Raw genomic sequence first — 22,252 nt, 5'->3', positions numbered from 1 at the left:
CGCACCATGCCGATGAAGCGCCGGACAAAAGCCGGGTCCCATGCTCGTTTGATAGGAACAGGTCTGTCAACGACGGCTCCATGAAACCTGTCCCTTCCGCCACATGACAAGAAGCTTATCCGGGTGATAAGGACATGAATTAATGCATATATCTACCGTCCCAATATTCCCTTCGGTCCCTGCGGTCACGGCCGCACCGCACCGCCGCCGGTCCGGCCCGCGAACCGGACCGCCCGAAACCCGGGTCCCATGACCGCTTTGACGGACTTAAGGCGAAAAATACCTTTTGCCGGATATAGCGACCTCGGGGACAGGGGAAACCGTCGGGTTATCCACAGGAAGGGGCGACCCGTCCCCAGCCCGCACCCCGTCCCTGGCACCATCGAACCCCATTAGAACGGCATGACCGGCCGGTCACATCCGACGGTTGTCCACAGGCGGGAATGTTTTCCACATACCACCCCGGGCCCCGCGGCATCGCCGCGAACACCTCGTCCCGGGCGGTTCCCGCTCTGTACCGTGGACCCGGCGGACCCGGCCCCCGACCGAGGGAGAGCGGCGATGCGCATCATGCTCACCGTGCTCGGCGAGCACGCCGACCGCGACGTCGTGGTGGAGGCGGACGAGACCACCACGGTGGGCCGGCTGGCGGAGTCGCTCTCCGGGCAGGGCGGCGAGCGGCCGACCAACGTGGTGCGGCTGACCCGCACCAGGGCCCCGTACGGCCTGGGCCGCGACGGCGACGCCGCCGAGCCGCCGGACCTCTGGCTCGACGGCCGCGCCCTCGACCCCGGCGCCCCGGTCCTCGGCCTGCTCCGCGACGGCGACCTCGTCACCCTCGACCGCGACCTCGCCGCCGCCACCATCGCCGAGGAGCCCGGCGGCATCGTGGAGATCCGCGTCGTCGGCGGCCCGGCCGCCGGGTCGGTGCACCGGCTGGGCCTGGGCGTCCACGTCGTCGGCTCCGACCCCGTCTGCGCGGTGTCCGTCCCCGACCCGGGGCTGCCCGCCGAGGCCGCGGTGATCCGCCTCACCCCCGAGGCCATCACCGTGGAGCCCGCCCCGGGAGGCGGGGCCGTGCCGCGGCTGGACCGCGAACCCCTCCGCGGCCTCGCGCCCTGGCCCGAGCACGCCCTGCTGACCTGCGGCACGACCGTGCTGACGCTGACCGCCGTGGAGCCCCCCGACGCCCACCTCGACGCCCAGCCCGACGGCGGCCTCGCCTACAACCGGCCGCCCCGGCTCCGCTCCCCCGGCGGCGAACGGCGCTTCGAGGTCCCGGCCGAGCCGAAACGGGCCGAGGGCATGCGGCTGCAGCTGCTGACCGCGTTCCTGCCCCTCGTGCTCGGCGTCGGCATGGCCCTGGCGCTCAAGGCGTGGTACTACCTGCTGATCGCGCTGATGACCCCGCTCATCATGGTCGGCCAGTGGGTGAGCGACCGGCGGCACGGCCGCAAGCAGTACCGCAAGGAGCTCAAACGCTACCGGGAGCGGATGCGGGAGTTCGAGGCCGCGGTGGAGGCGGCGCGCGCCGCCGACGAGGCCGAGCGCCGCGCCGCCGCGCCCGACCCCGCCGAGGTCCTGCTCACCGCGACCGGCCCCCGGCGGCGGCTCTGGGAGCGCCGCGACCACGACCCCGACGCGCTGCGCCTGCGGGTCGGCCTCGCCGACCTGCCGGCCGGCCTGGAGTTCGTCCCCGAGCGGTCCGCGCCCGCCGACTTCGTCCCGCCCGACCCGCCCGCCTGCCACGCCGTGCCGGTGGCCCTGGCCATGCGGCGGCTGGGCGTCGCCGGGCTGACCGGCCCACGGTCCCGGACGGCCGGACTGGCGCGCTGGCTGGTGGGCCAGGCCGCCGTCCTGCACAGCCCGCGCGACCTGGCGATCGTGGTGCTGTCGGCGCACGGCGACGGCGAGGAGCGGTGGAACTGGGTGCGCTGGCTGCCCCACTGCGCCCCGCACGGCGGCGAGGACTGCGTCGCGCTGGTCGGCGCCGATCCCGAGGCCGCGGCCCGGCGGGTGAGCGAGCTGGTCACGCTGATCGAGGAGCGGCTCGGCGAGGAGGACGACCCCGCCGCCCGGATCGGCCGCGCCCCCGCCGGCTGGGCCGACCTCGGCGGCGGGACCGGGCGGGACGAGCCGATCCCCGTCTACGACGAGCGCCCCTACGACGTGCTGGTCGTCCTGGACGGCGCGCAGGTCCTGCGCGCCCTGCCCGGCATGCCGCAGGTGCTGCGCCAGGGCCCGCGGGCCGGCGTCCACACCCTGGCGATCGACGACGACCAGCGGCTGCTGCCCGAGGAGTGCGCCACCGTCGCCGACGTGGCCGCCGACGGCACCGTACGGCTGCGCGGCGGCGGGCTGGACGGCATCGGCGGGATCCTGGCCGACCAGGTCACGGCCACCTGGTGCGACCGGCTGGCCCGGTCCCTGGCGCCGCTGCGCGACGTCAGCCGTGACGACGCCGCCACGGCCCTGCCCGGCTCCGCGCGGCTGCTCGACGCGCTACGGCTGCCGTCGGTGTCCGGCGAGGCCCTGGCCGGACGATGGGGCCGGTCCACCGAGGCGTTGATCGGCGTCGGCCCCGACGGGCCGTTCTCGGTCGACCTGCGCGTCGACGGCCCGCACGCCCTCATCGCCGGCACCACCGGCGCGGGCAAGTCGGAGCTGCTGCAGACGCTCATCTGCTCTCTCGCGGTGGTCAACCGGCCCGACGAGATGACGTTCGTGCTGATCGACTACAAGGGCGGCGCCGCCTTCAAGGAGTGCGTACGGCTCCCGCACACCGTCGGTATGGTCAGCGACCTCGACGGCCACCTGACCCAGCGGGCCCTGGACTCCCTGGCCGCGGAGATCCGGCGCCGCGAGCGGCTGCTGCTGTCCGCCGGGGCCAAGGACATCGAGGACTACCACGAACTGCGCGACGCCCAGACGGCCCGCGCCTCCCGCGACCTGCTCGTCGCCGGGGGCGGCGCCCCGTCCGCCCCGCCCACGCCGCTGCGCGGCCGGGGCGCGCCGCTGCCCCCGCTGCCCCGGCTGGTGCTGGTCATCGACGAGTTCGCGGCCATGGTCACCGAGCTGCCCGACTTCATGACCGGGCTGGTGGACATCGCCAGGCGGGGCCGTTCGCTCGGCATCCACCTCGTCCTGGCCACCCAGCGGCCCGGCGGCGTGGTGACCGCCGACATCCAGGCCAACACCTCGCTGCGGATCGCGCTGCGGGTGACCGAGGCCGCCGAGTCCGCAGACGTCATCGGCCGGCCGGACGCCGCGCACATCCCCAAGTCGGCCCCCGGCCGGTGCTACGTCAAGTCGGGGGCGGGCGCGGCCGTCGCCGTGCAGACCGCGCGGATCGGCGGGCGCGGCCCCGGCGCGGCGAGCGAGGTCCGGGCCCGGGTCACCGAGGTCGGCTGGCGGGCCCTGGGGCATCCGCCGGCCGCCCCGGACGCGGCGGCCGAGGGGGCGGCCGTCACCGACCTGTCCGTGCTCGCCGACGCCCTGGCCGACGCCGCCCGCGTCGCCGGAGTCCCCCGGCAGCCGAGCCCCTGGCTGGAACCGCTCCCCGACCTGGTGGTCGCCCCCGGCCTCCCGGAGCCCGAGGGGGCCGCGCCGTACCGGCCGGGGAAGGAGGAGGTGCCGCCACTGGCCTTCGGCATGACGGACCTGCCGTGGGCGCAGGACCGGCGGGCGCTGACGCTGGACCTCGCCCGCGGGGGCCACCTGCTGCTGGCCGGCTCCCCCCGGAGCGGGCGCTCCACCGCGCTGCGCACCCTGGCCGGGGCGATCGCGGCGGGCGCGTCCCCGGAGGACGTGCACCTGCACGTGATCGACTGCGGCTCGGGGGCGCTGCTGCCGCTGATGGCGATGCCGCACTGCGGCGCGGTGGTGACCCGCGACCAGCTCGACCGGGTCGAGCGGCTGCTGACCCGGCTGCGCGCCGAGGTCGGACGGCGCCAGCAGCTCCTCGCCGAGGCCGGTCACGCCTCGCTGGCCGAGCTGCGCGCCGGCTCCACCGGCTCCACGGTGCCCCCCGGGTCTTCCGGGTCCCCCGGGTCCCCCGGGTCCCCGGGATCCCTGGGGTTCCCGGGTGAGCGGCCGCCCTGGCTGGTGCTGATGCTCGACCGATGGGAGGGGTTCGTCGCCGCGTTCGAGAACTACGACTACGGCCGGCTGGTCGAGGCGATGATGCAGCTGCTGCGCGAGGGCCCGGCGGTCGGGCTGCGCGCCGTGGTGACCGGCGACCGGTCGGCGCTGATCGGCCAGATCTCCACGGTGTTCGACGACCGGCTGATCCTGCGGCTGGCCGACCCGGCCGACTACGGCCTGGCCGGGCTGCCGGTCAAGGACCTTCCGGCCGTGCTCGGCCCCGGCCGCGCGGTGTCGTCCGGCGAGCACGGCGTCGTCGAGCACCAGATCGGGCTGCTCCGCGACGACCCGTCCGGCCCGGCCCAGGTCGCCGAGCTCCAGGCGCTGTCACGCGCGATCCCCGCCCGCTTCGGCGGCGACCGGGTCGTGTCCCCGGTGGCCGCCGCGGCGGGCGCCGCCACGGCCACCGCCGCGGCCGGGCCCGCCGGGTGGGTCTGGGGCGGTGAGCCGCCGCTGCGGGTGGACGCGCTGCCGACCCGGATCACCGCGGCGCAGGCGATGGCGCTGGCGCCGTCGCACGAGCCGCCGTCACCGCTGTGGGCCCTGCTCGGCGCCGGCGGCGACTCGCTGACCCCCATGGGCGTCGACCTGATGGCCCACGGCCCCGGTGCGGTCGTCGCGGGCCCGCCCCGGTCCGGCCGGTCCTCGGCGCTGGTGACCGCCGCCCGCTCGCTGCTGGAGCACGGCACACCGGTGATCGCGGTCGCCCCGCGGCGCAGCCCGCTGCGCGACCTGGCGGGCGTGCCCGGCGTGGTGGCCGTCCTCGGCGCGGACGGCGATCTGGAGGGGGCCGTCGCCGGACGGGAGCGCTACGTGGTGGTCGTCGACGACGCCGAGCTCGTCTCCCCCGACTCCCCGCTGGGCATGGCCCTGGAACAGGTGCTGCGCACCGGCCGCGACGGCGAGCACGGCCTGATCGCCGGCGGGGCCACCGGCGACCTGACCACCGCCTACCGCGGGTTCGTCGCCGAGGCCCGCAAGTCCCGGACCGGCCTGCTGCTGGCGGTGCAGAGCCCCGCCGACGGCGACCTGTTCACGATCCGGCTGCCGCGCGGCGCGGTCGGCGGCCCGCCCGGCCGGGGCCTGCTGGTCACGCTCGGCTCGACGACCCCCGTCCAGACCGCCCTGCCCGGCTGAACCCGGCCCGAGGGTGCCGGAACGCGTCCGGCGGTCCGGCCGAGGCGGCCCCGGAAAGCACCCGGGAAGCACCCGGCCGGCGCACGTCAGCGGACCGGGTGCCACATCCCGACGGCCACCGGAACGCCGGGAGAGGCGTGCAGGAGCGGCGGGTGGTCCGGGGCGGGCAGCCCGGCCGCCCGGACGAGGTTCTGGTCCAGGCGCTCCAGCCGGACCTCGCGCAGCGGCCACGGGGGATGCTCGACCTCGGCCGAGGCCAGCGTGCCCGCGAAGAGGGTGAACAGCCGGTAGCGGGCGGTCAGGAAGATCGCGGCCTCGTCCGGGGCGTCCAGCGGCGGCCCGGTCTCCACGACGGCGTCGCAGTGCCCGCCCGGTTGGAGCGGCCGGTGCCTGCGGCAGCGGTAGCGGCGCCGCGCGCCGTCCACCCGCACCGCCATGTCCGACCAGAAATAGGGCAACCCGTAGGTGAGGCGGGCGCCGAGGACGGCCGGGAGACGGCCGGCGTCCAGCGAGTAGAACCAGATCCCGGCGCGGCCCCGCTCGTCGCGCACGTAGGTGCGCACGTTGGTCTCCGGGAAGCGGGACAGCCACGGCAGGGCCGGGATCCCCGGCGGCCGCAACCCCTCCAGCAGGAAGGGGGTCAGGCTGACCCACGCCGTTCCGTCGAAGGCGTCGACCTTGAGACCTGGCGGCAGCGTGGCCTGGATCAGCTCGGCGGGATAGCGCCAGTGGACGAACGTGATGTGGGACCAGCGGTGGTACATCACCGGCCGGTCCACTCGCGGGGACGGAGGCGGTGCAGCGGACATGACCGGTTCCTACCCGGATCCGGCCCGTTCGGTCCGGCGCGGTGCCGGTCATGATCGCCGCTCGGATCTCCCTCTGTCCAATTCGTCCAGGATGTCCTCGGTGGAGAAGGTGTCGACCGCGGCGGCGGCGGCACGGTCCAGGATCTCCTCCAGACCGGGACGGCCCGCGTCGGCCGCGGGTTCACCCGGCGGGTGCTCCCGCCGGGGCTGCCAAGCGCTCATTGCTCGCCCCTCAGCAGGTGAAAAACCCTTGTCCGGAGCTTTGCCCTGAATTGGTCGCCATGGCCCTGCTTCGCTGTGGAAACGGCGAAGCAGGGCCACGGCCGACGGGTCAGCGGGTGGCCGACTCGATGTTGCCGCGGTAGGTGTTGATGACGCGGGACGCCTCGGCGAGCTCCTCGGACATCCGCTGGAAGGCCGCGCGGTAGTTCTGCCAGGCCTCGCTGAACCGCTGGGCGCCGGGACCGGTCCAGGCGGTGCCGACCTTGCCGGCCTCCCGGTCCAACGCGGCCATCGTGGCCCTCACCTGGTCCGCCTGCTGGGTGAACTGGGTGGCCATCTGCTGCATTTCCGCGGGATTTCCGCCGAGCAAGTTCTGGCTCATGCCCGTCTCCTTCGGGATGGGTGTCGGGGATCACCAAACGAAATCACGATAGGCGACCGGACCACAATGATTTCGTGAATATGCGCAGCGGCTATGGATCTTCCTTCCCACCCGAAAGGCCGCCGCGTTTTCACCCGGTTTCTCATGCCGGTCCGCGCGTCCCGGGGACGGCCCCCGGGCGGCGGGACGGCCGGCGGCCGGCGAAACGGTCACCGCACCGAGCAACCCGGACGAGACCCGGCGATCAGATGACGCCTACACTCCGTTGAAGGCCCGAGGCCGATGCTCCATCGACAAGACCCGCCGGGCCGTACGAACGCACGAAGGGAACACGTCGGTGCACAAGGTCCTGATCGCCAACCGTGGTGAGATCGCGGTGCGGATCGCCCGCGCGTGCAGGGACGCCGGGCTGGCCAGCGTCGCGGTCTACGCCGACCAGGACCTCGACGCGCTGCACGCGCGGGTCGCCGACGAGGCGTACGCGCTGGGCGGTCAGTCCCCGGCCGAGACCTACCTGGACGTCGGCAAGCTGCTGCGCGTCGCCCGCGACAGCGGCGCCGACGCCGTCCACCCCGGCTACGGCTTCCTCGCCGAGAACGCCGCCTTCGCCCAGGCCGTCATCGACGCGGGCCTGACCTGGATCGGCCCGCCGCCGTCCGCGATCGACGCCCTCGGCGACAAGGTCCAGGCGCGCCACATCGCCCAGGCGGTCGGCGCGCCGCTGGTGGCCGGAACCCCCGACCCGGTCTCCGGCCCCGACGAGGTGCTGGCCTTCGCCGCCGAGCACGGCCTGCCCATCGCGATCAAGGCCGCGTACGGCGGCGGCGGGCGCGGCCTCAAGGTGGCCAGGACGGCCGAGGAGATCCCCGACCTGTACGACAGCGCCGTCCGCGAGGCCGTCACCGCGTTCGGCCGGGGCGAGTGCTTCGTCGAGCGCTACCTCGACCGTCCCCGCCACGTGGAGACCCAGTGCCTGGCCGACGCCCACGGCAACGTGGTGGTGGTCTCGACCCGTGACTGCTCGCTGCAGCGCCGCCACCAGAAGCTGGTCGAGGAGGCCCCCGCGCCGTTCCTGACCGACGAGCAGGTCGGGCTGCTGCGGTCGAGCTCCAAGGCGATCCTGCGCGAGGCGGGTTACGTCGGGGCGGGCACCTGCGAGTTCCTCGTGGGGCAGGACGGCACCATCTCCTTCCTGGAGGTCAACACCCGCCTGCAGGTCGAGCACCCGGTGACCGAGGAGGTCGCCGGCGTCGACCTGGTGCGTGAGATGTTCCGGATCGCCGACGGCGAGCCGCTGGGCTACGACGACCCGCCGCTGCGCGGCCACTCGTTCGAGTTCCGGATCAACGCCGAGGACGCCGGGCGCAACTTCCTGCCCGCGCCGGGCGCCATCACCGCGATGCGCGTCCCGTCCGGGCCCGGCGTGCGGCTGGACTCCGGCTACGAGGAGGGGATGACCGTCCCGCAGTCCTTCGACTCCCTGGTCGCCAAGCTGGTGGTGACGGGCGCGACCCGCGAGCAGGCGCTGCAGCGCGCCCGCCGGGCGCTGGCGGAGTTCGAGATCGAGGGCATGCCGACCGTGCTGCCCTTCCACCGCGCCGTCATCGAGGACCCGGCCTTCACCTCCGACCCGTTCTCGGTGCACACCCGGTGGATCGAGACCGAGTTCGCCACGCCCATCGAGCCGTACGCCGGCCCGGTGGCCGACTCCGGCGCGCCCGCCGAGCGGGAGCACATCACCGTCGAGGTCGGCGGCAAGCGCCTGGAGGTCGTGCTGCCGGCCGGGTTCGCCGCGCCGGCCCCGGCCCGGGGCTCCGCCAGGCCGCCCCGGCGGGGGAACCCGGGCGGTGCGGGCAAGAAGGCCGTGGCCGGGGGCGACAGCCTGGTCAGCCCGATGCAGGGCACCATCGTCAAGGTGGTGGCCGCCGACGGCGACGCCGTCGCGGCCGGCGACACCGTCGTGGTGCTGGAGGCGATGAAGATGGAGCAGCCGCTGACCGCGCACAAGTCGGGCACCGTCACCGGCCTGGCGGCCACGCCCGGCCAGACCGTCACCGCGGGCGCCGTGATCTGCGACATCAAGGACGCCTGACCGGCGCCCGGGGCGGCGCGGATCCGCGACCCCACGGGCGTCCGGGACGGCGCGCGGCGGCCGCCGCGCCGTCCCGGACGCCGCGGGGGACGTCTGGAAGGGATACGGTCGGGAAGTGGGAACTCTGACGTCCGCTTGTTCGTCCTGAAGGGCGAAGGAGGCTTTCTTGCCGTGATCACGACAAAAACCGCACCGGGCCGCCTCGGCGCCGCGCTCGTCGCGCTGCTCGCCGGGCTGCTGGCCGTCTTCATGATCGCTCCAGCCGCCCATGCCGCCGCGCCCGACCCGGGCACGATCTCCTCGGGCCTGACGGACGGCGACCGCTTCTACGCGGATCCCGCCTCCGGCATCCCCGCGAACGCCGTCGACGAGATCCGCGGAGCCGTCGGGCAGACGAAGAGCTCCTCGGTCTACGTCGGGCTGCTGCCTGAGGGGTCCGTCACCAGCAAGTCGCAGGCCAGGACCCTGCTGACCTCCGTCCGCAAGGACGTCGGCGGCAAGTCCACCATCCTGCTGATGAGCGGAAAGACCCCGTTCGGCGTCTCCAACATCAAGGGCGTCGACGTCGACGAGCTGCTGGGCCGGGCCAAGACCACCTCCAGCCCCACCGACAACGTGGTCAACTTCGTCAAGCTGGCCGACGACGCGGCCAGCGGCGCCGGGCTCGGCTCCGGCTCCGGATCGGATTCCCGCTCCTCCTCCGGAGGCGGCGGGGGCGTCCTGATCGGCATCCTGGTGCTGGCCCTGGCCGGCGGTTTCGGCCTCTTCTTCTACTCCCGCAAGAAGAAGAAGCAGCGCGAGGCCCGCGAGGCGGCGGAGCTGGCCGCGGTCAAGCAGACCGTGGACGAGGACGTCACCAAGTTCGGCGAGGAGATCACCGGCCTCGACACCGACGTCAAGCTCCTCGGCGACGGCGCCGAGCACCAGCAGGACTGGCAGCGCGCCCTCGACTCCTACGAGCGGGCCAAGGTGGAGCTGGACGCGGTCAAGCGCCCCGACGAACTGCGCAACGTGACCTCCACGCTGGAGGAGGGCCGCTACGCCCTCGCCTGCGTCAAGGCCCGCGTCAACAACCAGCCGCTTCCCGAGCGGCGTTCCCCGTGCTTCTTCAACCCGCAGCACGGCCCGTCCGCCCGTGACGTGCGCTGGGCCCCGCCCGGCGGCGCGGTGCGCGACGTCCCGGCCTGCGCGGCGGACGCCGAGGCCGTCGAGCGCGGCTTCGAGCCGCAGACGCGCCAGGTCATGGTCAACGGCGGCTACCGCCCGTACTACGAGGCCGGTCCCGCCTACCAGCCCTACGCCTACGGCTACTACGGCGGCTTCGGCGACATCATGACCGGCATGCTCGTCGGCACCATGCTCGGTGGCATGATGGGCGGCGGCTGGGGCATGGGCGGCGGCTACGGCATGGGTTACGAGCAGGGCGTGGCCGACGCGGGCGGCGGTGCCGACTTCGGCGGCGGCGGAGACTTCGGCGGCGGCGGCTGGGGCGACTTCGGCGGCGGCGGAGACTTCGGCGGCGGTGACTTCGGTGGGGGCGACTGGTGACCCGCCGGTGACCGGTTGACGATCGCCTCCTGAGACGGCGAGACGGGCGCGTTCCCCCGAGGGGACGCGCCCGTCTCCGTGTCCGGATCCCGTACGGCGCCCGTCTCCGCGTCCCGGCCGCCTACGGCGCCCGGCGGACCTCGCACGCGGCGGGCTCTGCGGGGCCGCCGGGACCCGCCGGGCGGCCGACGCGTCCGCTCCGCCGGACGAGGTCAGGTGCTCCCGCGCACCGTCAGCCGGGGGGCGAGCAGGGTGGCGTCCGGCACGGCGGCGCCCGTCAGCTTGGCCATGAGCAGCCGCACCGCCTCGCGGCCCACGTCCTCGGCCGGGACCAGCACCGACGTGAGCGCCGGGCCGGCCCGCTCGGCGACGTCGTCGGGGCAGATCGCCACCACCGCGACGTCCTCGGGGACCCGCCTGCCGTACTGGCGCAGCGCCCCGAGCACGTGGCCGACCGCCGCCTCGTTGTGCACGACCAGGGCCGACAGCTCCGGCCGCGTCTCCAGCAGCCGCCGTACCGTCTCCGCGACCTCCTCGAAGCTCTCCTCGCACGGCAGGGCCGTACCGGTCATGCCACGCCCGGCCACGGCCTCGGTGAACCCCTCCCTGGTACGGCGGGCGAACCCGGTGCCGCGCTCGTAGACCACCGAGGGGGCGCCGAGCAGCGCCACCTCCCGGTGCCCGCGTTCGGCCAGGTGTTCCACGCAGAGCGCGCCGGCCCGGTGGAAGTCGAGGTCCACGCAGGTCAGCCCGGCCGTATCGGCGGGGAATCCGATCAGGACGCTCGGCTCGGCGAGCTCGCGCAGCAGCGGCACCCTGCTGTCGTGCAGTTCCACGTCCATCAGCACCAGGCCGTCGGCCAGGGCGCTCGCCACCGCCCTGCGCAGTCCCTCGGCCCCCTCGTCGGCGGTCAGCAGCAGCACGTCGTGGTCGTAGCCCCGGGCTGCGGTGACCACCGAGGTGGCGAACTGCATCAGCACCGGGACGTGCATCCCGGCCCGCAGCGGCAGCACCAGCGCGATGACGTTCGCCCGCCGGCTGGCCAGCGCTCTGGCCCCGGCGTTGGGGTGGTACCCGAGCGTCCGCACGCTGTCGAGGACCCGCCGCCGGGTGTCGGCGGAGATCGCCCGTTTCCCGCTGAGGACGTAGGAGACGGTGCTCACCGCCACCCCGGCGTGCCGGGCGACCTCGGCGATCGTCACCGCCCGCCCGCTCATGCGCCTCCTCGCCCGCCGGCCGGAAGAACGCGTCCGCCGACCGGAAGGACACGTCCGCCGGCTGGGAGGACACCGTTGCCCCGCCCGGTGTCCCGGGGGACGCGCCCGCGGGCGCGCCATGCCGTCCGCTCGTCGCACTCGCTCACGTGCGCTCTCCGAAGGTGAAGCCGGCCAGGGTGATCCCGGCGTTCTCGAACACCATATAGAGATCACGGACCCCGCGGACATCCGCGAGCCCGGTGCGGACCTCGGTGAGGTCGTAGCGGCCCGCCCGGGGGACGGCGAGGTCGCCGAGGAGCGGGCCGTGCAGCGGGTCGTCCAGCCTCAGGCTGATCACGCCGCCCTCGGCACCGGTGACACGCGCCGAGAGCGAGGCGGCCCCGTCGCCGAAGTCCGTCGAGCGGAACGCGATCCACGCCCCCGCCTCGGTGGACCGCACGGCGTCGCCGGAGACCCGGTCGGCGTCCACGAAGGCCACCGCGTCGTACTCGTCGTGGTCCACCGCGCGGATCGGCCCGGCCAGGGCCGCGCGGGGCGGGATGCGCTCCCCCTCGACGTGGAAGGAGGCGCACAGCCGGATGTCCCGCGCGGAGCGGCCGACCATGGCCCGGTGCGGGGCGTCCTCCACGACGAACCGGTTGCGGGTGACGTCCCAGAAGGCCAGGTCGCGGACGGGGAGGCGCCAGCTCACCGTGGTGCTCTCGCCGGGTGCGAGCCGTACCTTGGTGAAGCCGCGCAGGCGGCGCAGCGGTTGCTTGACCCGGGAGCCGCGCTGGTGGGTGTAGAGCTGGACGACCTCGGCCCCGGCGCGGGGGCCCGTGTTGGCGACCGTGGCGGTGACGGTGACCGTGCCGCCCTCCGCGCCGCTAGGGCCGTCCGCGCCGCCGGGGCCGTTCTCCACCGAGACGGTCAGGCCGGAGTAGTCGAACGTGGTGTAGCTGAGGCCGTGCCCGAAGGGGAAGAGCGGTTCGCCCCGGTAGTACTGGTAGGTGGCGTCGGAGGCGATGATGTCGTAGTCGAGCAGGTCGGGCAGCTCGCACGCCGAGCGGTACCAGGTCTGGGTGAGCCGGCCCTCGGGGTCGGCGTCGCCGAAGAGCACCTCGGCCAGGGCGTGGCCGTACTCCTGGCCGCCGTGCGACGACCACAGCACGGCCGGCAGGTCCTCGTCGGCCCAGGAGACGGGGTAGCCGCTGCTGATCACCATGACGGTCCGCGGGTTGGCCGCCCGCACCGCCCGGACGACGGCCTGCTGGGCGGCGGGCAGGTCCAGGTCGAGGCGGTCCTCGGTCTCGCGGCCGTTGACCAGCGGGTGGTCCCCGACCACCACGACGGCCACGTCCGCCGTCGCGGCGAGGGCGGCGGCGGTCTCGGCGCCGTCCACCACCCGCTCCATGGTGAGCCAGGCCGCCGCGTCGGCGTCGTCGGCCAGCCGGAACGTCCCGTCGTCCAGGGCGACGTAGCGGCCGGTGGAGATGTGCCGCAGGGCGAGCGTCCCGCGCGGGCGGCGCTCCATCCGGAAGGTCTGGCGCACCTCCCAGCCGTTGGGGCCGGGCTGGTCGTTGACCAGCACGCCGTCGTCGCCCACCGACAGGTGACGGCCGGTCGCCACGGCCCGCAGCGCGTACGACCCGCCGCCCCAGTCGAACAGGTCGTACAGGGCCTCGTCGCCCCCGCCGCCGGGCGCGACGGACAGCGGCCCGCCGCCGGGGTCGGCGACGACGGCCCCGGCCTCCACGCTCAGCGCGACCCGGTCCACGGCCTCGCAGAACACCGTCTCGCACCGTTCGGCGAGACCGGCGCGGGCGGTGACGGCGTAGGGGAGCGTGCCGGAGTACCAGTCCTCCATCAGCGTGTCGCCGAGCTGGCCGATGACCGCGATCCGGCCGGGCGCGGCCAGCGGCAGGATCCCGTCGTTGCGCAGCAGCACGATCGAGCGCCGGGCGGCCTCGCGGGCCAGCTCACGGTGTTCGGTGCAGTTGACGACCGCCTCGGTGATCCCCTCGTACGGCGTGGCGGGGTCGAACTCGCCGAGCCGGAACCGGATGGACAGCGCGTGCCGTACCGCCTCGTCGACGTCCTCCTCGGTGAGCAGGCCCAGCTCCAGTGCCCGGCGGATGTGCCCGAGGGTCTCGCCGGACCGGTCGTCGTCCTGGGTGAAGCTGTCCAGGCCCGCTCTGATCGCGTGGGCGTAGGCCGTGGGCAGGTCCTCGTGGTACGCCTGCATGCCGGCGAGGTTCCCCGGGGCGTATGCGTCGCTGACCACGAGGATGTCGTCGGGCGCCCACTCGCGCAGGGCCTCGCGGATCAGCGGGCTGAGGTGCGCCGGGCGTCCGTTGACGAGGTTGTAGGACGGCATGACGGCCACCGCCGCGCCCTGCTCCAGGGCGGGCCGGTAGGCGGGCAGCTCGTACTCGTGCAGCACCCGGGGCGGCAGGCCGCTGGAGGTGACGCAGCGGTCGGTCTCGTTGTTGTAGCCCAGGAAGTGCTTGAGGGTGGGCGCGGTCTTCAGCACGGTGGAATCGCTCCCACGAAGGCCCCACGCGTACGCCGCCGCCATGACGCCGGTCAGCCACGGATCCTCGGAGTAGCCCTCCTCGTTGCGTCCCCACCGGGGGTCGCGCAGCGGGTTCACCACGGGCGCCCAGACGTTGCGCCCGGCGCCGGACGGGTCCTTGCGGTGGAAGGCCAGGACCTCGTCTCCCGTCGCCTCGCCGACCCATCTGACCAGCTCCGGGTCCCAGGTGCTGGCCAGCCCCACGGCCTGCGGGAACACCGTCGCCGGGCCGAGCCAGGCCAGACCGTGCAGGGCCTCGGTGCCGGTGCGGAAACCCTCCACGCCCAGCCGCGGGATCGGCGCCTGGTACTGGTGCAGCAGGCCGATCTTCTCCTCCGGTGTCAGGCGGTCCCGCAGGTCGGCGACGCGCTCGGCGAGGGGGACTCCGGGGTCGCGGAAGGGTTCGTTCATGGGGGGACCGTCCTCTGGGGGGTATCGAAGCGCTTCGAAAATCGGTCTGATGGAGGCGCCCCGGTCCGTCGAAGCGCTTCGATGAATGATCCGGAAATGCTCCGTTCGTTACGCGGGTGTTTCGAACGGAGCTTCCCCGAGGGTGCACGCCCGTGCGACTCAGGTCAAGAGATTCGCGGCAAACGCCCTGAATCCACCAGATCGAGCACCCGGGCGGCGCCGCCGAGCGCGGCGGCGCCGTACCCGAGGGTGGAGGCCACGACGCGGCAGCCGCCGGCGTCCGGCGCGATCACCCGCCCGCGCGCCTCGGCCTCGATCTCGGGCAGCAGCCAGGGGGCGAGGGGCACGTAGTATCCGCCGAGGACGACCACCTCGGGGTTGAGGAGGTTGACCATCATCGAGACGCCCCGGCCGAGGTTGCGGCCGACGTCGGCCAGGACGGCGAGGGTGTGCGCGTCACCGGTCCGGGCCAGGCGGGCCGTCTCCTCCAGTTCGACCTCCACCTCCGCCGGCGAGAGCGCCGCGTGCTCCAGCACCGCGCCGATCCCGGCCATCGCCTCCAGGCAGCCACGGCGGCCGCAGCGGCACTCGGCGCCGAGCGGATCGAGCTGGATGTGGCCGATCTCGCCGCCGTAGCCCTGCCCGCCGCGCCGCAGCCGCCCGTCGAGGATGACCCCGGCGCCCACCCCGATCTCGCCGGTGAGGTACACCAGGTCGGCGGTCCCGGCCCACGGGCCGAAGCGGTGCTCGGCCAGGGCGGCGAGGTTGGCGTCGTTGTCCACCTGCACCGGAAATCCGGGGTCGCGGAGCGCCTTGGCGAGGTCACCGGCCAGGTCGGCGTCGCGCCAGCCGAGGTTCGGCGCGACGCGGACGACCCCGTCGGTGCCGACCAGGCCGGGCACGGCCACGGTGAGGCCGAGGACCTGCCGTTCCTCCCGGGCCATCCGGGCCGTCACGCGGCGGACGAGCCCGGCGACGACGGCCATCGCCTGCGACACCGTGACGTCGGGCCCCTGGAAGGAGCGCCGCCAGGACAACAGCCGCTCCCCCGACAGGTCCACCGCCACGGCGGTGACGTAGTCGACGTTGATCTCGACGCCGATCGCCGCGTACGGCGAGCCGTCGAGCACCAGCATGGTCGCCGGGCGGCCGACGCGGTTCTCGGTCAGCCCGGTCTCCCGGACCAGCCGGCGGTCGATCAGGTCGGCGACCAGGCTGGAGACCGTCGCCTTGTTCAGCCCCGTGGAGGCGGCGATGTCCGCCCGCGAACAGGGGGCGTGCTCACGCACGAACCGCAGGACGACGGCGAGGTTGGTCGCCCGCACGTCGGCGAAGTCGGCCGGCTGCGGGTCGCTCGTAGATGTGATCAAGGTCAGTCCCGTTCCGGCTCGGCCAGGCTGGCCCCATCATGCACCATCGTTCACCAATCCGTGACCGCCTCCCGCGGACGCCGGGTCGGCGCTCCCTTGTGGCGGGGGTCGGCCTCGACTAATTTGTTTGGCCATCAGACGAACTAACTCTATCGCGACCCCTCTCCCGCGGACACCCCCCTGATCTGAACCGACGAAGGGAAAGCGCCATGACCCAGACCCCGGGCGCGACGACCACCCGCCGAGGCTTCCTCGGCCTGGTGGGGCTCAGCGCCGCGATGGCCGCCGGAGGCGGCCTGCTCGGCGCCTGCTCCGCCCCGAGCGGCCCCCGGCCGGGAAGCGGGGGCGCCACCGCCGCCGCCGCGGAGAAGCTGACCTCCCTCACCCCCACCTACGCGCCCTTCCCCGGCGCGCAGCCCGACATCCCCGGCATCGTCTCCGACCTGCCGGGCATCCCCGGCATCGGCGGCGGCTTCACCACCTACCCCGCCTCCCCCGCCCCCGCGCTGACCGCCAAGGCAGGGAAGGGCGGCTCCTACAAGGCCATGACGCCGCTGTGGGGCCCGGTGCCGCCCGCCCTGGCGGACAACGCCTACTTCCAGGCGGCCAACGCCGACATCGGCGCCACCGTGGAGTTCCAGATCGCCGACGGCACGGTGTACGCCGACAAGGCGATCGCCCGCCTCGCCTCGGGCGACCTCCCGGACCTCATGGTCATCCCCAGCTGGGAGATCGAGAAGATGGCCGACTTCAACCAGGCCGTCGACAAGGCGTTCGAGGACCTCACCCCCTACCTGCAGGGCGACAAGGTCAAGCCGTACCCGCTGCTGGCCAACCTGCCGACCGCCGCGTGGGAGTGGTCGGTCTGGAACGGCAAGCTGATGGCGGTGCCGTTCCCCACCGAGCCCTTCCCCTTCGCGCTGCTCTACCGCAAGGACCTGTTCGACAAGAACGGCTGGAACACCGCGCCCAAGAACGCCGACGAGCTGTACCGGCTCGGCAAGGAGATCAACGACCCCAAGAACAAGCGCTGGGCGTTCGGCGACATCCACGAGATGCTCTGGACGGTCTTCCGGATCCCGCAGGAGTGGCGCTACGAGGGGGGCAAGCTCGTCCACAAGTACGAGACCCCCGAGTACGAGCAGATGCTGGAGTTCATGCGCAAGCTCTTCGCCGAGGACCTGATCCACCCCTCCGTGGTGAGCAGCAAGGGCGCCAACGAGAAGGACCTCATCGGGGGCGGGCAGATCACCGTCTACCGCGACGGGCTCGGCGGCTGGAAGGAGCTGCTGCAGCAGCACCGCGGCAAGAACCCCGACTTCGCCATCGACGCCTTCCCGGTCTTCGCCCACGACGGCGGCAAGCCGCTGATGTACCACAACAACGCGGCGGGGATCTTCACCTTCGTGAAGAAGGGCACCCCGAAGGAGAAGGTTGAGGAGATCCTCTCCATCCTCAACTGGTGCGCGGCGCCGTACGGGACCAAGGAGTACGAGCTGTCCAACTTCGGGGTGGAGGGCAAGCACTTCACCCGCGACGACAAGAACGTCCCGCAGCTGAACGACCTCGGCCGCAAGGAGGTCGCCCCCACCTACCTCTTCCTCGGCGGACGCCCCATCTTCGTGGACTGGGTCGCCTACCCCGACGCGGTCAAGGCCAACATGGCGTGGCAGCAGGCCACCTTCCCGCACGTCGAGAAGACCCCGTTCGACGGGATCCGGATCCAGAAGCCGTCGAAGTTCTCCGGCCTGCAGGTGCCCACCGAGGACAAGTTCACCGACATCATGCGCGGGCGGCGCCCGGTCAGCGACGCCAAGAAGATCGCCGCGGAGTGGCGGCGAGACGGCGGCGACGAGGCCAGGGACTTCTACATGAAGATCCTGCGGGACAACGGCCGTGCTTAGCAACGAGCCGAGGACCGGGCCGGCGGGTGACCTGACCTCACCCGCCGGCGCCGGCACCTCCAAGCATGTCGGTAAAAGGGCCGTCTCGACAAGCCCGGGCACCCGTGTCCCTTTCCGGGACCGGCTGCGCCGCGACTGGCAACTGCTGCTGATGACGGTGCCCGCGATCGGGCTGCTGATCGTCTTCCACTACGTCCCGCTGCTCGGCAACGTCATCGCATTCCAGGACTACTCGCCCTACGTCGGCGTCGCCGACAGCCCGTGGGTCGGGATCTCCAACTTCCAGTGGCTGCTGCTCGACGACAGCTTCTGGGACGCGACGCTCAACACCCTGTCGATCACCGCGTTCCAGCTCGTCTTCTACTTCCCGGTGCCGATCGCGCTGGCCATCCTCCTCGACAGCGTGGTACGGCCCCGCCTGCGCGTGTTCATCCAGGGCATCGTCTACATGCCGCACTTCTTCTCGTGGGTGCTGGTCGTCACGCTGTTCCAGCAGATGTTCGGCGGCGCCGGGCTGCTCTCGCAGATCCTGCGGGACCACGGCTACAGCGGCTTCGACGTCATGACCAACCCGGACACCTTCATCCTGCTGGTGACCGCCGAGACGGTCTGGAAGGACGCCGGCTGGGGCGCGATCGTCTTCCTGGCCGCGCTGGCCGCCATCAACCAGAACCTCTACGAGGCGGCGGCGGTGGACGGCGCCTCGCGCTGGCGGCGGATGTGGCACGTCACGCTGCCCGGCCTGCGCCCGGTGATCGTCCTGCTGCTGATCCTGCGGCTGGGCGAGGCGCTGAACGTCGGCTTCGAGCAGTTCTTCCTGCAACGCGACGCGGTCGGCCGGGACGCCGCCGAGGTGCTGGACACCTTCGTCTACTGGCGCACCCTGCTGACCGGCGAGTGGAGCTACGGCGCGGCGGCGGGCCTGGTCAAGGGCGTGGCCGGACTGATCCTGATCGTCATCGCCAACAAGGTCGCCCACCGGTTCGGAGAACAGGGAATCTACAAACGATCATGACGACCTCACCTCCATGGGCCGAACGGCCCGGCCGCGCCGGCGGGCTCGCCAAGGGACTCGTCCTCACGCTCGTCGTGGCGGCCGTCCTCTTCCCGATCTACATGGTCGTGCTGACCAGCCTCTCCACCCAGGAGGCCGTGTCGAGGGCCGGCGGACTGGTCACGATGCCCGGCGAACTGTCCCTCGCCGCCTACCAGCAGCTGTTCGCGGGCGGCGTGGTCACCCGGTCGGTCCTGGTCAGCCTCGGCGTGACCACGGTCGGCACGGCGATCAGCCTGAGCGTCACGGTGCTGGCCGCCTACGGCCTGTCCCGGCCCGGCTCGGTGCTGCACCGGCCGCTGCTGTTCCTCATCCTGCTGACGTTCCTGTTCGGCCCCGGACTGATCCCCAACTACCTGCTGGTCAGCTCGCTCGGCCTGATCGACAGCTACTGGGCGCTGATCCTGCCGACCGCGGTCACCGCGTTCAACCTCGTGGTCATGCGGTCGTTCTTCATGAGCATCCCCGGCGAGGTGACCGACAGCGCGCGCATCGACGGCGCGAGCGAGTTTCGCATCCTGCGGCGGATCGTGCTGCCCATGTCCAAGGGCGTCACCGCGGTCATCGGCCTGTTCTACGCGGTCGGCTACTGGAACTCGTTCTTCAACGCCGTGCTCTACCTGAACGACAACGCCAAGTGGCCCCTGCAGGTCGTGCTGCGGCAGTACGTGCTCCAGGGCCAGTCGCTGTTCGTCGGCCAGAGCGGGACCGGCACGATCCCCGGGCAGGCCCTGCCGCCCGGCCTGGCCATCCAGATGGCGATCGTGGTGGTCGCGCTGCTCCCGGTCCTGTTCGTCTACCCGTTCGTCCAGCGCCACTTCACCAAGGGGGTGATCGTGGGCGCCGTCAAGGGCTGAGCCGCGCGCCCCATCCTGCCTGGATCTTCATATGTCAGCCGTGAGATCGCCTATACCGTCTGAACCTCGGCTCACGGCCTGACATGCTTGTTCAATGGGGATCGAGCTGAATCCGACCACCCCTGTGGACACGGAACTTCCATGGCAGGAGCCGCGATGAGCACCGGGCTGGAAACGCGCCCCAGCGCCACGACCTACGACGTCGAGAAACTGGTGGGCATGGCCTGGCGCGGACAGATCAGGGTGCCTCATTTCCAGCGCGACTTTCGCTGGGGCCGCGAAGACGTCATCCGGCTCTTCGACAGCATCGTCAAGGGTTACCCCGTAGGCAGCCTTCTGTTGTGGGTACGGCCCGCCGCGGAGCAGACGCTCACCCTCGGCACCTTGAGTATCGATGCCCCCCGCATGGACCAGTCACTGTGGGTGGTGGACGGCCAACAGCGCATCACCAGCCTGGCCAACGCTCTACACGAGGAAGGCGCCCGGGAGACACGGTTCGCACTCGCTTACGACTTGCGCACCGAGAAGTTCGTTCCCCGGCCATCCGTTGAAGATCCATACGTCATCCCGCTACCCATTCTGTTCGATCTGCGCCGGGTCCTGCGGTGGTTCACCGTCTATCCGGAGATCTCCGCCGAGCTTCAGGACAAGGCGTTCAACCTGACCACGGTCCTGCGGCAATATCCCATGCCCGCCTACCAGGTGGAGCAGGAGAACGCTGAAGTTCTTCAGGACATCTTCGACCGGATGAACAACTACGGGAAGCGCCTGAGCAAAGCTGAGATATTCTCCGCGCTCTTCGCCGGCGATGAGTCGGAGCAGGACAGGACTCTTACCATCGATGTGATCGCCGCTCACGTGGATGAACGGTTCGGCTTCGGTCGGATCGACAGCGACACGGTACTGCGTGCGATCCTCGCCAGACGAGGCCCCAATCCCGAGCGAGAGATCCGGACGGAGTTCGATGACGAGAACCGCAGAGAGGTCATCGAATTCCCAGGCGAAGATCGTGATACCGCCTTCCAGGCAGGAGAAGAAGCCCTGGGAAGGGCAGTCGGCTTCCTGCAGAAGGACGCCGGAGTTCCCCATTTCAGCCTGCTGGCGTACCGTTACCTCCTGATCGTTCTCACCCGGGTCTTCGCGCACTTCCCCGATCCTGATCCCGTCAACCGCAAGCTACTTCGTCGTTGGTACTGGCGGGCGGCTCTGTTCGGCCCGGAGATTTTCAAAGGGAGTTCCACGGGGGCGAGCCGCGCGCTCTGCGCGAAGGTTCAGCCGAACGACCTCACAGGATCAGTACAGAACCTCCTCGGAGCCCTGAACCGTCCTGAGCCGCAACTGCCCGAACTCCGGAGATTCAGGACCAACGAAGCAGCCGCAAAGATCACTTTGTGCTCCTGGTGGTCCTTGGAGCCACGCGACCCCAGCACGGGGAAACCCAGCGAACAGATCGAGCTGGCAGAATGCCTGACCGGCCGTCCCACCGCCGCCGACGCCGTGCGCTACCTGGTCCCCACCCGCCAGATGGACGAGAAGTATCGCCTCTGGGCTGCTAATCGTGTTCTGTTGCCCGCGATGGAGCAGGAGGCGGGCAAGGACATCGGTGCCGCCATTGTTAACCCACCGCTCACCATGGACGAAAAGGAATGGCTGGAGGTCCTAGATTCCCATCTGATCACCCCGGCGATGGCCGCCCTACTACGGGACGGCCATCTGAAAAACTGGTCGCTCATCTATCGGGACCCCAGGACCCCGGCGCTCTCCCCCGCCTATGACCTCGTCTGTACACGGGCCTACATGGGAAAAGGCGAGACACTCGGTATGAAGTTCGCGGGTTCCCGGCGTTTCGACGCCGTCACCATCCGTACCTTCGAGCGCTTGGAACGGCGCCTCCATGCAGCAGGCGCTGGGTTGGGTGACATCGTCACGGACCTGGTCGGCCGTGTGCGCTCGGCCTGGCCTGCCTGCGCCGACCTGCTCTCCACGGCACCGGAAGTGCGGGATCCGTGGCGGCCAGCATTGAACGGCGCAGCCGTACTCTGCTTTCCCGCCCTGGGAGCGGCTGAGCGGGAAGGCCTTTCCATACCTCCATGAGGTAGTGCCAGATCTGTCAGGTGCAGGGGCTCCCCGGCGAACGGGGGCCCGCGCGGCCCGCGCCGCGGTTCAGGGCCCCGTGGGCTCCCCGTGGGCGGCGCGCTCCCGGGCGAGCTCCTCCCGAAGCCGCCTGACCTCGTGCTGCAGCTCGAAGATGCGGCGGACGGCGGCGAGGGTCATGCCCTCGCCGACCAGTTTGATGGCGTCCTGGAGCTCGCCGATCTCACCGCGGCTGTAGCGGCGCTGCCCGCCGCCGGAACGGGCGGGCCGGACCACGTCGTGCTCGTCGAGGCGGCGCAGGAACGCCCGCTCGACCTGGAGCATGTCGGCGACCTGGCCGACCGAGTACAGCGGCGCGTTCTCGTCGTCGAAGGGCAGCCTGACCATCGTCGCTCCTTTCCGGGGGTTCGGGACGACCGCGGGGCGGGCGCCGGACCGGCGCCCGCCCCGAGGAGACC

The 22,252-nt window shown here is 72.3% G+C and carries 14 protein-coding genes; 7 read left to right on the top strand and 7 right to left on the bottom strand.

Annotation, left to right across the window (positions count from 1 at the left end):
* Positions 1–561 precede the first annotated feature (561 nt).
* Positions 562–5,280, top strand: a complete 4,719-nt coding sequence (locus tag ACZ6W9_RS01135) for an FtsK/SpoIIIE domain-containing protein (RefSeq protein ID WP_470116513.1) — start codon at positions 562–564, stop codon at positions 5,278–5,280.
* Positions 5,281–5,366: 86 nt separating this feature from the next.
* Here ACZ6W9_RS01135 and ACZ6W9_RS01130 read toward each other — a convergent pair whose 3' ends face one another.
* From ACZ6W9_RS01130 to ACZ6W9_RS01120, 3 genes are all read right to left on the bottom strand, one after another.
* Complete coding sequence (locus ACZ6W9_RS01130) at positions 5,367–6,089, bottom strand: YqjF family protein (protein WP_389958464.1); 723 nt, start codon at positions 6,087–6,089, stop codon at positions 5,367–5,369.
* Positions 6,090–6,137: 48 nt separating this feature from the next.
* A complete protein-coding gene (locus tag ACZ6W9_RS01125) occupies positions 6,138–6,311 on the bottom strand; it encodes a hypothetical protein (RefSeq protein ID WP_470116512.1) in 174 nt (57 codons plus the stop codon).
* A gap of 109 nt (positions 6,312–6,420) precedes the next feature.
* The gene (locus tag ACZ6W9_RS01120; RefSeq protein ID WP_179819513.1) at positions 6,421–6,693 is read right to left on the bottom strand and encodes a WXG100 family type VII secretion target; all 273 of its coding nucleotides are present in this window, start codon (positions 6,691–6,693) and stop codon (positions 6,421–6,423) included.
* A 337-nt stretch (positions 6,694–7,030) separates the two neighbouring features.
* Between ACZ6W9_RS01120 and ACZ6W9_RS01115 the strand changes: the two genes are divergently transcribed.
* Positions 7,031–8,785 carry an acetyl-CoA carboxylase biotin carboxylase subunit gene (locus tag ACZ6W9_RS01115; RefSeq protein WP_470116511.1) on the top strand — a complete coding sequence of 585 codons (1,755 nt, stop codon included), beginning with the start codon at positions 7,031–7,033 and terminating at the stop codon, positions 8,783–8,785.
* A gap of 171 nt (positions 8,786–8,956) precedes the next feature.
* Positions 8,957–10,333, top strand: coding sequence for a hypothetical protein (locus tag ACZ6W9_RS01110; protein WP_389958455.1), 1,377 nt, complete (start codon positions 8,957–8,959; stop codon positions 10,331–10,333).
* A gap of 212 nt (positions 10,334–10,545) precedes the next feature.
* On the opposite strand, the gene ACZ6W9_RS01105 is transcribed toward ACZ6W9_RS01110, so the two are convergent.
* The 3 genes from ACZ6W9_RS01105 to ACZ6W9_RS01095 all read right to left on the bottom strand — a co-directional run bounded on the left by ACZ6W9_RS01105 (position 10,546) and on the right by ACZ6W9_RS01095 (position 15,885).
* The gene (locus ACZ6W9_RS01105) at positions 10,546–11,550 is read right to left on the bottom strand and encodes a LacI family DNA-binding transcriptional regulator (RefSeq protein WP_389958452.1); all 1,005 of its coding nucleotides are present in this window, start codon (positions 11,548–11,550) and stop codon (positions 10,546–10,548) included.
* 142 nt (positions 11,551–11,692) lie between these two features.
* The gene (locus tag ACZ6W9_RS01100) at positions 11,693–14,515 is read right to left on the bottom strand and encodes a glycoside hydrolase family 3 C-terminal domain-containing protein (RefSeq protein ID WP_470116510.1); all 2,823 of its coding nucleotides are present in this window, start codon (positions 14,513–14,515) and stop codon (positions 11,693–11,695) included.
* Positions 14,516–14,679: 164 nt separating this feature from the next.
* The gene (locus ACZ6W9_RS01095; protein ID WP_389958446.1) at positions 14,680–15,885 is read right to left on the bottom strand and encodes an ROK family protein; all 1,206 of its coding nucleotides are present in this window, start codon (positions 15,883–15,885) and stop codon (positions 14,680–14,682) included.
* Positions 15,886–16,094: 209 nt separating this feature from the next.
* Between ACZ6W9_RS01095 and ACZ6W9_RS01090 the strand changes: the two genes are divergently transcribed.
* From ACZ6W9_RS01090 to ACZ6W9_RS01075, 4 genes are all read left to right on the top strand, one after another.
* Positions 16,095–17,789, top strand: a complete 1,695-nt coding sequence (locus ACZ6W9_RS01090) for an extracellular solute-binding protein (RefSeq protein ID WP_389958443.1) — start codon at positions 16,095–16,097, stop codon at positions 17,787–17,789.
* Positions 17,782–18,804: an ABC transporter permease gene (locus ACZ6W9_RS01085; RefSeq protein ID WP_362928853.1), complete on the top strand. Its 1,023-nt coding sequence runs from the start codon at positions 17,782–17,784 to the stop codon at positions 18,802–18,804. The genes ACZ6W9_RS01090 and ACZ6W9_RS01085 overlap by 8 nt, the downstream gene beginning before the upstream one ends.
* Entirely contained in the window at positions 18,801–19,700 is a 900-nt protein-coding gene (locus ACZ6W9_RS01080; RefSeq protein ID WP_362928851.1) for a carbohydrate ABC transporter permease, read from the top strand. The genes ACZ6W9_RS01085 and ACZ6W9_RS01080 overlap by 4 nt, the downstream gene beginning before the upstream one ends.
* Before the next feature lie 156 nt (positions 19,701–19,856).
* Positions 19,857–21,794 carry a DUF262 domain-containing protein gene (locus ACZ6W9_RS01075; RefSeq protein ID WP_470116509.1) on the top strand — a complete coding sequence of 646 codons (1,938 nt, stop codon included), beginning with the start codon at positions 19,857–19,859 and terminating at the stop codon, positions 21,792–21,794.
* 69 nt (positions 21,795–21,863) lie between these two features.
* On the opposite strand, the gene ACZ6W9_RS01070 is transcribed toward ACZ6W9_RS01075, so the two are convergent.
* Positions 21,864–22,181: a MerR family transcriptional regulator gene (locus tag ACZ6W9_RS01070; RefSeq protein WP_389958431.1), complete on the bottom strand. Its 318-nt coding sequence runs from the start codon at positions 22,179–22,181 to the stop codon at positions 21,864–21,866.
* Positions 22,182–22,252: the final 71 nt, after the last annotated feature.

This window comes from Streptosporangium sp. NPDC053982 (genome assembly GCF_055585205.1).
Note: the sequence above shows the minus strand (reverse complement) of the source record. Positions and strands in the feature narration are given on the sequence as shown.